This is a genomic window from Terriglobales bacterium (genome assembly GCA_035764005.1).
In the GTDB taxonomy this organism is placed as follows: domain Bacteria; phylum Acidobacteriota; class Terriglobia; order Terriglobales; family Acidobacteriaceae; genus Gp1-AA112.
The window spans coordinates 39,022-51,159 of the sequence record DASTZZ010000111.1; the positions used below are offsets into that span (position 1 = coordinate 39,022).

The window sequence follows — 12,138 nt, forward strand, 5'->3', positions numbered from 1 at the left end:
CGATACTCTGGACCTGTTCCTACGAAGCATCAGTGCTCCGAATCGCCGTATTACCTATAAGGCAAACTTCCCCTGCCGCAGACGGAGCCTGGGTCGCGGTAATAGGATCGGCTCATTGATATTGTAGAGGACACGCTATTGGCGCTGAGTTGCTCTGATTGTATTCGGCGCCGCTTACTACGGTGTGCAGCAGCACGGATACGCTTTGGCCCCTCATAAGCGATATAACTCGTCGCGGTGCTTAACAGCGTGCGGATCAATAAAGGCTACTCGACTGTTTCATACACCCGCACTTGCGCAGATTCGTTCGCATGATGAGGAACGGCCACATAGTATCGGTGCAATTCAGGAATCAGAATCGCAGTCTTGGCGCGAAAGGCTGTAGGAACTTTGCCAATCTGCTGATAATGATCGGCATCCTGCTGCTGAAAAACATCGACGAATTCACTTCCTGCGAAGTAAATCCGCTTTTGCGCGGCGTCGTACACCATGTCATCCGTCATCGAGGCTGCGGGCAAGTTGGCTACAACTTTACCCGAATCAGTGTCGAGAACGATGAACTTCCCCGGCTCGCGAGTGCCGACAAATAATCTATGGTCCACCTCGTCGAGAGCCATGCTGGTGGGCTTTTTGGCAACATCGGCAATCGACCAAGTGGCCATCAAGGCGTGCGTTTTGCGGTCGTAGACCTGCACCTCAGCTTTGCCGCGTATGTTCACAAGCAGCCGCGGGCTCGACCTCTCCAATCTCACCGCCTCCACATCGTCGCTGTTGATGTCGATGTCTCCGACCTGTTTTGCCGACGTGGTATCCACAATGGCAATGTGAGAATCTGGCAAGTGAGCGTCTTTCCCGGTCTCGACGATATACAAATACTTTGTCTCTGGGTCGTAGGTGCTCGAATCCGCTCCTTCTTTTACCTTGATCGTGCCTACCGGCTGATAGGACTCGGCATTGTATATCTTCACTTCTCCTAAATCGCCGTCTATTACGAAGAGCTTGTTCAAGTCCGACCTGTAGACCATCGAATGTGGGGCCTTCAGTCCATCAATGGTATGAATTAACTTATTCGTATTTAGATCAAATACCAGTACCTTCTCGTTTTCCTCGGCGGTAGAGAAGAGACGATGATCTTTCAAGTCCACCGCGAAATGGTCGAAATCACCGTCGTGCAACTGTGGGAGCGGGATGGTGTGCACCAACTTGAGGGGACTCTTCTTGCCCGGCAGAGATATCAACGATGCTGAAAGTAAGAGTGCAAATATAGCTGTCTTCATGGTTCACCTCTTAGTCTTGGTTAAAGAGAAGCAACATGCGGCAAACGTAGGTGCTGGATATCATCAACACTCAACCTGAAGACAACCTTAAAACAGCATTCACAGATATCAAGCGTGCAGCCCTCATTTGGCTGGCGCTCTTCAAGTGGCTGGATTATAACGTTGCTTGCAAAAAGGCCTGGTGGCGCAAAGGCTCGTTCATCTGCGTCTGGATAGAGGTACCCCACATGTACGAAGAGAGTCCGAACGAAAAGCGCCCGACGCATATCCGATGGTGGATTTGGGCATGCGTTGTGATGATAACGATCCTCACTTATTTGGACCGGCTCAACCTCGGAATTGCCGGCAAATACATCCAGGATGAGCTTTCGTTGAGCACGCACATGATGGGTTGGGTGCTCAGTGCATTTTTACTCGGGTATTCCATCTTCCAAGTACCCGGCGGCTGGGCGAGTGACCGCTTTGGGGCTAAGAACGTTCTCACAGTTGCCGTCGTACTCTGGTCCGTTTTTACTGCTCTTACTGGTCTTGCTCCGCGGCTTCCGATAAGCGCATGGATTGGCGCCGCCGGATCGTTGATGCTGGTCCGTTTTCTTGTCGGTGTGGGCGAGGCAGCGACCGCGCCCAGCAGCAACAAATTAATCTCCAACTGGATCGGTTCGCATCAGCATGGAATCGGCAGCAGCGCCTTCGTGATGGGAATCGGCGTAGGCGGCGCCCTCACACCGCCATTCATCGCCTGGGCGATGCAGCGATGGGGCTGGCGCTCGACTTTCTACCTTTCTGGAATTCTGGGGCTCGTGATCGCGCTGATTTGGCACTGGTACGTAACCGACTCCCCCGAGACAAATCGTCGCGTCAACGCGGAGGAGCTCGCGATGATCCGCAGAACGCGCCACCGCGATTCCGCCACAAAGCCGGGATCTCGCGCTCCTTGGCGTCAGATGTTGTCGAAGTGGTCAGTTTGGGGAGTGCTGCTGGGTTACATGTGTCAAGGATTCCCGATCTACTTCTTCCATACGTGGTTCTTCATCTATCTGGTACGAGTGCGGCACTTGAGTCTGACGCAGGGAGGTTTGTGGGGCTCGACGCCATATCTCGCGATTGCCGTGCTTGCTCCAGCAGGCGGCTGGTTTTCTGATCGGGCGGTTAAGAAAATCGGAAAACGAATGGGACGCCGGCTAGCAGTTTTTATCGGCATGTTTGGATCTTCAATCCTGATGTGGGCAGGAGCAGCCGCTTCCAGCAGCAGGCTTGCCATCTCCCTGCTCGCTCTCGGGGCTGGCCTCAATATCTTCGCGGCAACGACCTACTGGGCGACCTGCATAGATTTGACCGAGCAATACACCGGCTCACTTTCAGGACTTATGAACACGTTCGGCAACTTCGGAGGTTGGCTCTCTCCCATTGTCACTGCATATGTCGCTACTCGGTTTGGATGGAATCGTGCCATTGACTGCGCGGCCATTGTTTCCATGGCGTCGGCGTTCTGCTTCCTGCTAGTCCGGGCCGATGAAAAGGTCGACATAGTGTCAGCTCAGGTTGCCGCAGCCAAATCATCGATGGTTGAGGCAGTCGTATCTAGCCAGATCTCCGACGTTGCCGCTCGCAAGCCATGAAGGATTATCTTGAGCATCGACACGTCCACGTGGCTGAACAGATTTCGGCAGCAACTTCACCATGCCTAAATGCCGGATGGCAAAAATCAGAAATGCACCTCGCTCAGTCCGACTTTTCAGGGGACGACAAAGGCCACAACGATGCGACTACGACTCCTTTCAACATCTCTAGTTTTCGCTGCCGGCATTCGGCTCTGGACCGGCGTGGCTGTTGCTCAAGACAATCTGCGGCTATACGTCGGCAGCAGCCGAGGCGACGATGTCGACGTCATCGACATGGGCTCTCTGAAGGTAATTGGCGATATTAAAGCGGAGAGCGTGTCCACGGAGTTTGTGTGGAACCGACCGGCCACTGGCTCTTCCTGACCGTCGAATCAGATCACACTTTGAGAATCGTGAATGCCGCAACCTTGAAGACAGCGGCAGTGGTGAAACTCAGCGGAAAGCCTAACGAATGTGCAGTTACTCCAAACGGTAAGTATGTAGTAGTGCCAATCCGGGACGGGGATTCGGTCCAAATCGTCGATGCTCCAGCGCGTAACGTCGTGGCATCTCTTCCGATCAAGGAGCCTCACAATGCGTTGAATACCGGAAGCAACCGCTACACCTACGTGAGTTCCATGGGTTCAGATGAGATCGACGTGATCGATCTAGAACAAATGCAATTCTCAGAACATATTCCGGTCGGCGGTAGGCCCCGACCCTATGTAGTTTCACGGGATGGGCGAAAAATGTATGTGGCGTTGTCAGACCTGCAAGGCTTCAGCATCCTCGACCTCCCTTCCAAAACCGTTGTTGGGAAGGTGACGATACCCTCCATGCATCACAAGCTACATCCCTGGAAATTTGAGACTCAGGATACCTTGACTCATGGCCTTGCTCTGACTCCAGACGGAGAAGAGCTCTGGGTTACGAGCTTGCTTGATAACAGTGTCTATATTTATGACCTTCGCAGCAATAAAGTAGTCGGCAAGGTGCGAACCGGAATAGGTCCAAACTGGGTCGTCATTACGCCGGACGGAAAGTACGTCTGCGTCAGCAGCACTGACACGGATACGGTTTCCATTATCGACACCGCAGCTCGCCGTGAAGTCGCCCGTATCAAGGTTGGAGAGGTTCCGAAGAGACTAGCATTAGCGCCTGCTTTCTTCGAAAGCCAAGGCCGATTCAACCAGCCACAAAGCCAGTTTAGAACGCTCGAACGCAGCTCGAAGCTGAATTTATCTCTCGGTAGGATCATCAACCGCGAGTCGATAATCGAGTACGCGCCATACATCAGCGATGATCTTTCACTTCTATTTCGATTGCTTCGATAGGTTCATCGGCCAGATTTTCGAGAATGTGTTGTCGAGCCGGAGCCCACACTACATCTCCCCCCTTGTGGAACACCTCCTTTGCAGTTCCATCGGGCGAAATGCTGCGTTCGTGCACATCAGTTAAATAAACGACCACGCCTCTACGATGGGAATGCATTGGCGTCCTGGAATGAGGTGGATGGATGTAGCGTCGGACGATGACTTGATCGTTATCTATTTCAGTCTTGCTTTGCTGTTGCGACGGCTGATTGTTCTGTGCGGCAGCACCAAACGCCAGAATGCACAACCCTACGAGAGCTATCAGCTTCTTCATGGCAACTCCTCTTTCCTGGATTGAGTGGCAGACGGAACGCATTCTCGTCACTTCCGCTCGGGAATACGTTTCGTTTCGGATTGTTCCGATTTATCGCTTACCACTGCGCTCCCGAAAAGGCGCAATACTATGGGCCGTTCGATTGCTTCGCAAGCTACGGACATACACAACTAACGAATTGATTTCGTCATCGCTCATCACGTACTTAAAAGGAGGCATGTTGCTCTTGCCTCCCTTAATTACAGATGCAAGCTCTTTATCGGAGTGTCTTTGCACAGCAGCTGACCGGAGATTCTTTACCTTTAGGCTCTTTCCCGCCTCGGTATCGCCCCTGCCATCCTCGCCGTGACATTTGGAGCAGCGCTGTTTGAAAACCGTTTGCGCGGGTTCTGACGCTTCATTCGGCGCAGCTCTTGCACCGACGGTATTTGCCAGCAGCAAAATTGCCAACCAAGTGATTGTGGCGATTCTCATTGCGCCGTTTACTACTCTTCTCCGCAATTCGCCTCCTCTTCACCCCCGGAGGAGCGTAACAACGTTACGCTCCCAGGAGCCACAGTAAAAGAAGATCTACTCACTTTCGCCGGACACGAATAGGGTTATTTCCCATGCTTACTCGCTGCAATCACCAGCATGGAAGCCGAACCGGGAACCACCGAGGGCCGAGGATGCGCTGTAGGGTCGCCATTGAACTTCGCCGCGGGCAGAAAAATCTGGTGCTTTCCTGGATCCAGCGCCATAGTCTTGGAACCTGCGGGCGACGACAGATTCTGAACGACCAAGTACTTTCCGCCGACTCCTTTGCGTATCACCGTTAGCTTGCCCTCGCCGGCGGAGGCAAATACGTAACCGGTTTCAGGATCGTAGGCCACCGCATCGCAATCGTCGCCGATGGGAAGTGTTTGGGTGACTTTGCCGGAATCGGCGTTCACCACTGCGAGCACCTTGTTGTCGCAGGCTGCAAACAGAGTTCGACTCTTGCGGTCGATGGCAAGACCGCTCGGCTCTTCACAGCCGGTGAGCTTCCAGGTGTCCTTTACCTGCTTGCTGGCGGCATCGACATGGACAATAGAACTCTTGTCTTCAATATTGATGTACATGCTGCCTTTACCGTCATACACCGCGAATTCCGGCTTTCCCGGCATGGGAATCGTAGCGACCACCTGCCGGCTTGAGGCGTCGATCACCGTAGACGAGCTGCTCTTTCCATTTTGAACAAACACCAGTTTGTCGTCGGGATCGTAAACGATGGAATCCGGATTGCCTCCGGTATCGATTTTTTGCTGGGCCTTGAGTGTCTGAAGATCAAAAACGGTGACCTTGTTCTCGCCGCCGTCACTCACAAAGCCGACGCCGAGCTCCGGAGCCAGCGCGATCCCATGCACGCCGGGAGTATCGGCGACCTCGCCTATCGATTGACCTGAGTCCGCATTCAGAACAGCAACATGGCTGGTTCGAGACAAAAACAGCCGACGGCTCTGGTTATCAACGATCAGGTAATCCCACCGGCCTTCTCCGGCCAACGGAAACTTATTCACCACTTTGAATGGGCTGGCTCCGTGTACGTCAGCGGCGCTGATCGACAAGGCGGTCAACATCGAGCAAATCACGACTAACAACATTTTGGGAATTCGTGGCATGGTCTCCTCGTTTATCTATCTGCGTACGGGACCATAACAGTGAAAAGATTAAGAAATGCTTAAGGCCGACGTGTATCCTTCATCCAAGCTATGGCGCGGAGATGACCGTTAGCGTATACGTCGCTGCGAAACGCAGTCTGCGCAAAACCGCGACTTCTTAAGCTCCGCTTCATGTAGCGATGAATACCGTTCGAGGAGTTGGCCTCAATTGAATGACGAATCCAGGCATGGAGAATTCCGAGGCGAATTCAGGCACGAACATGCCGCAACTACACACGTGCTAACTCAAGATGCACACGCCCAGGCTGTAAAAGAAGACGTCTCAGGATGGCAGTTCGCGGTGTCTGCCGGCATCCTCGGCTGGGTGCTCGATGCCTTCGACTTCTTTCTGATCATCTTTCTCGTCGACACTCTGGCTAACAATTTTCACGTTGAAAAGAAAGAAATAGTCTTCACGATCACGCTCACGCTTGCCATGCGGCCCGTGGGCGCGCTGCTGTTTGGTTCTCTCGCCGACCGATATGGCCGCAAGCTCCCGCTGATCGCATGCGTCCTCTATTTTTCGACGATCACCGCCTGTAGCGCCTACGCGCCCGCTTTCTGGATCTTCGTCCTGCTGCGCGCATTGTACGGCGTGGGAATGGGAGGTTATTGGGGTATCGGCGCATCAATGGCGATGGAGAGCGCTCCGAGGCGGTGGCGCGGCGTGCTGTCGGGCCTGATGCAAAGCGGATATCCAATGGGATATTTGTTCGCGGCTGTCGCCATTGAAGCGGTGCTTCCGCGTGTGGGGTGGAAACCAACTTTTCTCTGCGGCTTCGTTCTCGCCTTAATAATCACCGCACTCACTATCAAAGCGCCAGAGCCCGCCGCATGGGTGCAGCATCGCGTTCAGACCTTCAAAGGCCTTTTTCGCGCTCTGCTGGAGCACAAAGGCAGCTTTGCCTATCTGCTCGTGGTCATGATGCTGATGAACAGCCTCTCTCACGGAACGCAGGATCTGTATCCCGACTTTCTGAAATCTGTACACCACTTATCGCAGACTACAGTTGCGCACTTGGCAATCCTGTACAACCTGGGAGCCATTAGTGCCGCCCTGATCATTGGTCACCTTTCAGAGCGCATCGGCCGTCGCTATAGTGTCATGATCGCTCTGGCCATCTGTGTTGTTGCCATTCCGGGATGGGCCTTTGGCGCAAGTGTCACGGCACTGATGGTTGGTTCGATCGTTATGCAAGCCGGAGTTCAGGGAGCCTGGGGTGTGATCCCGGCGCACCTGGTCGAACTCTCGCCCGACTCGGTGCGAAGTCTGTTTCCCGGTCTGGTCTACCAGCTGGGAGTGCTGCTGGCATCGCCTGCGGTAAGCATCGAGTATCTGCTGCGTGATCGCCTTGGATATCGGGGCGCTCTCTGCGCCTTCGAAGGAGCAGTGATCCTGGCTCTGTTCTTCGCCTTTGCGTTTGGTAAGGAGCGGCGCGGAAAAGATTTTCGGGCTGCAACTCCGGTTTGAACGCTAAGGGATAGCGCCTTCGACGCTTATCAGGCCCAGTGAGCTGCGCGAACCCAACCTCACTTAAACCCGATTCCTATAGTTACGGCACTTACCTTGAAATGCTTCCAAAAATGCTGAACTTAGTACGGGTATTAACGGTTGCGATGAGTTTGCTAATCCTGTCGACAACGAGCATTGCGCAAACCGACGAAATCCAGGTCTACGATGCCGAAATTGCTGAACCGGGCGTCTTCAACCTGATGATCCACACGAACTTCACTCCCATCGGGCGGGAAGATCCAACTTTCCCGAACGCAATTATTCCTGACAATTCGGTCAACGGCGCCGCCGAATGGGCCTACGGAGTGAAACCCTGGTTTGAACAGGGACTCTATCTTCCGGTGTACAGCTTCAACTCAACCGGCCGCGGTGCAAGCATAAATGGTTTCAAAATTCGCGAGCTTTTCGTCCGTCCGCATGCACACGATCATAAGTTCTTCTACGGGATGAACTTTGAATTCAGCGTCAACGCTCTCTATTGGGAATCACGAAGAATCACTTCTGAAGTTCGCCCCATCCTCGGCGTGCACCTTCACCGTTGGGACCTCATCTACAACCCAATTGTGGATACGACGTACCTCGGGGGCATAAAAGGAATGGAATACAATCCGGCAGGCCGCGTAGCCTACAATCTCTCGAATAGATGGGCTGTCGCTGCGGAGCAGTATGACAGCTTTGGTCAGCTGCGTAGCTTCGTTGCATTCGATCAGCAATTCCATGAAACCTGGGGAGTAGTTGATCGCAATGGCGGCTTTCTAAACATCGAAACTGGAATCGGCGTGGGCTGGAGCGGGGGTGCTGACCGCGTAACTCTAAAACTAATGTTGTCCCGCGACTTGAATTCCCACTCTTACTAAACTCGGCCTAATTTAACCTCCTTAGCACTACACTCGGTAACTTTCGGCGGATTATTCACAGGTCTTTGGAGCCCGAGATAAAGTCGAATACCTCACCTTCATATACAGCTATCGCGCGGTGCACCTGCGGACAACTGAGGTTGAGAAAGAGTGTTGTTTTGATCCTAAGCTGATCAAATGAAGCACTTGGGTTTCATCTTTTTATTTGCGACCGGCCCCATTCATCAAAGATGTTGACAGTTAGGATTTTGGACCGGCGCTCGAGCGCCGATATGCTATGCATTTCGTTCAGGCACATCTGCTGGTGTCGTCCGTTTCAACATCATCACAACGGTTGCAAATAGAACCGCCGGAACCCAAATCCACACCAGTTCACTTCGGAGCACGAGATATCCTCGATGAGTAAAGAAGCGCGTAGCCGATACTGGCGAAATGCGAATCGGTCTCCACGGCAGGAAATAACGGGAGTTATTGAATGGGGAGACGAACGCGACTCCAAGCCCTCCGTTCGTCATACCGTCGAGTACGCCATGACTCGCAGTGGTCAAAAACAAATAGGCGAATAGGGCAAAGTCGCTCATTGCGGTCATACCGCGCCGGACGAGTAAGGCTGCGGCTATTCCCGAGACCATGCCGGCAAAAAGCAGCGAGTGCGTGAACCCGCGATGGCCCCAGAAATCTCCGTAGTGAATACCAAAACGAAACTCATCACATCGATATCCGGCAAAATCGAGCACAGCGCGCCGGTGACCCAAATGCGCTTAGGCATCTGCGGTCTGTAGAAGCAGCTTCCGAGGCTTAAGGCCGCAATCGCATGTGAAAATGCAGATGCCATTGTCCCTACAGTATTTATGGCGACGTACAGTTAGGACTTATATTGGTTCGCAAAAAACTTCACCGACCCAGCGGAAATGCTGGGCCGGTGAGTTCAGTTCTCCCATTTCGTCTGCTACAGCGCACGAATGTACTCGATGACGGAATCGCTCCAGCCATCGATATTCATCCACTTGCCGTAGCCGACACCGCTTTTGTAGCTGGCCACATTGATCATGTAAGCCTGCTTGGTTAGCGGCGCGGGCGCGACGGTTTGCGGATCGCCCTCACCATAGCCTCGCACGCTGGTGGTGTCCGAGAAGTGCCACTGGCCATCGGTGATGACGATGATTCGGTCATAGCCGTCGCGATTGGCCGCGGCGACGGCGAGACCGCCACGACTCCAGTTGTTCTTGGTCGCTGCCAGCGCATCGCGCAGCGCGAACCCATGTCGCGGAGGAGCTTCGTATGCTTCTCATTGAATGCGTAGACGTTCGCCCGCTCGGCAGTCTCGCGGAGCAAAATCGCAAGCCCCGCCGCAGCCTCGAAGCGATCCATGTCGCTATTTCGGGTGAGCCGCGCCATCCACATTGAAGGACTAGTGTCCACCACCAGCGCTGTCGTTCCAAGCAGAGGAGGCTGGTTCTTCAGCGTGCGAAACATTGCCTGTTCAAGTTCGGCCTCGTGCTTGGGATCGTAGCGCGCGGCTGCAATAAAGCGAAACGGCACCACGCGATCCGTCTTCATTTCTCCCAGAGCATTAACGACCAGCTTGTCGCTGACTCCGGCCTCGCGCATATTCCGCAGGTTACGGAGCAGCGCCAGTGCGCCCAGCTTCTGCTCACGCAGTAGTCGCTCCCATGCTTCCCTTAAGGAGGGCTAGGAGCGTCGGTAGGACGCAGCATTTCGGTCGGACCGCTTACTCATGGTGTTGTTAAGGGTGCTTCCGGTCCGTATCCCAACGGAGCGGATAATGTTCTAAGCGGTGGCTCAGTTTCCGGCGGTTGGAATACACCAGCTGGTGTTGAGGGACAGTTTGTTTTCAATGAGTCTGGAGGAGCCGTGGGTCCGAGTTTTGGCTCTCCTGGAGGATCGATTTCATCAACGTTCTCTACATGCGGAAAGCTATTCTGAAATGATGGAGGTTCCGTGCCGTTGGTTGTGACGCTCGCTGTTTTGACTGCCATAGTGCTCCTTTGGCAAGGCATTTATGTCTTCAGGACCGGCACTCTCGCGCCCTTCTTTATGGATTACCGAGATATGCATCCTGGCGTTTTAGTCGGCTTCCGCCGCTGGTTAGATGGCGGGGCATATATGGTCGCGGCAGCTTGTGTAGTTTTCCTCTTGGCCTTTGCTGCAGAAAAAAGGGGATTGAGATCACTGCTTGGATGGGTAGAGAGCAACGCCGGTATGTTATTTGGCTGCTACTATTCGGCGTTGTAGGCTTACTCTATTAGCTCGACCAACTGAAATGCTAAATTGGTCACTGTCGGGGAGAGGACTTAATCCACCATATGACAAATGGATGCTAAACCTAGCGCGATTTGTAGGGGCTGCGTTTCTGGTTGCAATGTTGGCTTTTATGGCACGAATATAGAAAAAGGTCGGTGGCGGGTGGCGCCGCCGAGTGCTCCTCGATAGGAACGAAGGTCTTGTCACGATACAGGACACCTGTTGCGTGCCAAAGGCCGGGTGGCACCAGGCACATCCTGGCTCATTTTTCCGTTTTGCTATACCCAAGCTGGGTTGCCGCGCTCTCCACCGCAGCAACCGCAACGGGGGCGCTTGCTGGGGACCGCCATTGCACGCGGGTTTCGCGGGGTGCCGATCGATGAGGCCTTGCAGCAGCCTCTAATGCTGCGCGTCTTTGGGCTCTCGCGCAGTCTTCTGCGCCGGTACTATGGGCAGCGAAACCTCCATCCCATCACGATCAGTTGTAATCGACGCAAGCCCCTTGTCGGAACGGCTCGTTCCCGTGACGTCTTCCTGCAATCACTCGAAGAGTATCGGTTCGAGGTGATTCCCGCAGCGACATAGCTCTCGAACAGCGGCAGTCGCCCCTCTCTCCGTCTCCAATCTCCTTGTTTGCCTATGTTTGCGTCCTCACATTTATTTCTTGACTGTAACACGCGTTACATGTAACATCTGTTACATTATGCCGAGCCCTAAATCGGAGCGTCGCGCCGATCTGCTCAATGCTTCGATCGAATATCTCCTGGAAAACGGCGTCGCCGACCTTTCTCTTCGTCCGCTTGCGGCCGAAGTCGGGAGCAAGGCGAGACTGCTCGTTTATCACTTCGGTTCCAAGGATGCCCTGCTCACGGAAGCGATGTTGGTCATTCGCGAACGACTTCAAAAGAATTTTGCCGAATCGGTAGGCAGTGACCGCGATTGGAAGCCATCACGAGTGGTCGAGGCTTTTTGGGAGTGGGCTACTTCCAAGCAGAATCAACGCTACCTGCGGCTGTTCTTCGAGGTGCATGGGCTCGCTCTTCAAAACCCGAAGCAGTATGGCCCGTATCTCGAAGGGGCATTTACGAGTTGGGTCGAACTAATGGGGGGCGTGTTGCCGGAATCGCTGTCGCGACCAGCCCGTAGGGCACTGGCAAGCCTGGCTGTCGGAACCGTGGTGGGACTAATGCTGGATTACCTCTCGAGTGGAGATAAGAAGCGTACTTCCGAGGCCCTTGCTGAATTTGCCAGAGGCTTTGATGCACTGCTGTCAGGTGCATGAACCAATTTGGGAAAGAG

Annotated in this window: 12 protein-coding genes and 1 pseudogene; 8 read left to right on the forward strand and 5 right to left on the reverse strand. The window is 53.8% G+C overall.

Features of this window, described 5'->3' with window-relative positions:
- Window positions 1-266 precede the first annotated feature (266 nt).
- Window positions 267-1,277, reverse strand: coding sequence for a WD40 repeat domain-containing protein (locus tag VFU50_18275; protein ID HEU5234810.1), 1,011 nt, complete (start codon window positions 1,275-1,277; stop codon window positions 267-269).
- Window positions 1,278-1,573: 296 nt separating this feature from the next.
- Here VFU50_18275 and VFU50_18280 point away from each other — a divergent pair, with 296 nt between their 5' ends.
- From VFU50_18280 to VFU50_18290, 3 genes are all read left to right on the forward strand, one after another.
- Window positions 1,574-2,896 (forward strand): MFS transporter, encoded by a 1,323-nt coding sequence (locus VFU50_18280; GenBank protein HEU5234811.1) that lies wholly within the window; start codon window positions 1,574-1,576, stop codon window positions 2,894-2,896.
- Window positions 2,897-3,037: 141 nt separating this feature from the next.
- The gene (locus VFU50_18285; protein HEU5234812.1) at window positions 3,038-3,262 is read left to right on the forward strand and encodes a hypothetical protein; all 225 of its coding nucleotides are present in this window, start codon (window positions 3,038-3,040) and stop codon (window positions 3,260-3,262) included.
- On the forward strand, window positions 3,232-4,212 hold the full coding sequence (locus tag VFU50_18290) for a beta-propeller fold lactonase family protein (GenBank protein ID HEU5234813.1): 981 nt from the start codon (window positions 3,232-3,234) through the stop codon (window positions 4,210-4,212). Before VFU50_18285 ends, VFU50_18290 begins: the two co-directional genes overlap by 31 nt.
- Here VFU50_18290 and VFU50_18295 read toward each other — a convergent pair.
- Window positions 4,172-4,525, reverse strand: a complete 354-nt coding sequence (locus VFU50_18295) for a hypothetical protein (protein HEU5234814.1) — start codon at window positions 4,523-4,525, stop codon at window positions 4,172-4,174. The genes VFU50_18290 and VFU50_18295 overlap by 41 nt on opposite strands.
- Window positions 4,526-5,124: 599 nt before the next feature.
- Window positions 5,125-6,165 (reverse strand): YncE family protein, encoded by a 1,041-nt coding sequence (locus VFU50_18300; protein HEU5234815.1) that lies wholly within the window; start codon window positions 6,163-6,165, stop codon window positions 5,125-5,127.
- Between the two features lie 277 nt (window positions 6,166-6,442).
- Between VFU50_18300 and VFU50_18305 the strand changes: the two genes are divergently transcribed.
- Both VFU50_18305 and VFU50_18310 read left to right on the forward strand, forming a co-directional pair.
- A complete protein-coding gene (locus VFU50_18305; GenBank protein ID HEU5234816.1) occupies window positions 6,443-7,675 on the forward strand; it encodes an MFS transporter in 1,233 nt (410 codons plus the stop codon).
- A 146-nt stretch (window positions 7,676-7,821) separates the two neighbouring features.
- On the forward strand, window positions 7,822-8,574 hold the full coding sequence (locus tag VFU50_18310) for a hypothetical protein (protein HEU5234817.1): 753 nt from the start codon (window positions 7,822-7,824) through the stop codon (window positions 8,572-8,574).
- Between the two features lie 275 nt (window positions 8,575-8,849).
- Here VFU50_18310 and VFU50_18315 read toward each other — a convergent pair whose 3' ends face one another.
- Together VFU50_18315 and VFU50_18320 are read right to left on the reverse strand one after the other, a co-directional pair.
- Window positions 8,850-9,329: a metal-dependent hydrolase gene (locus VFU50_18315; protein HEU5234818.1), complete on the reverse strand. Its 480-nt coding sequence runs from the start codon at window positions 9,327-9,329 to the stop codon at window positions 8,850-8,852.
- Window positions 9,330-9,639: 310 nt separating this feature from the next.
- Window positions 9,640-10,242 (reverse strand): annotated as a pseudogene (locus VFU50_18320) (TROVE domain-containing protein).
- Between the two features lie 294 nt (window positions 10,243-10,536).
- Between VFU50_18320 and VFU50_18325 the strand changes: the two are divergent.
- The 3 genes from VFU50_18325 (at window position 10,537) to VFU50_18335 (ending at window position 12,121) form a co-directional block, all read left to right on the forward strand.
- Window positions 10,537-10,830 carry a hypothetical protein gene (locus VFU50_18325; GenBank protein HEU5234819.1) on the forward strand — a complete coding sequence of 98 codons (294 nt, stop codon included), beginning with the start codon at window positions 10,537-10,539 and terminating at the stop codon, window positions 10,828-10,830.
- Between the two features lie 303 nt (window positions 10,831-11,133).
- Entirely contained in the window at window positions 11,134-11,424 is a 291-nt protein-coding gene (locus VFU50_18330) for a hypothetical protein (GenBank protein ID HEU5234820.1), read from the forward strand.
- 118 nt (window positions 11,425-11,542) lie between these two features.
- On the forward strand, window positions 11,543-12,121 hold the full coding sequence (locus tag VFU50_18335) for a TetR/AcrR family transcriptional regulator (protein HEU5234821.1): 579 nt from the start codon (window positions 11,543-11,545) through the stop codon (window positions 12,119-12,121).
- Window positions 12,122-12,138 lie beyond the last annotated feature (17 nt).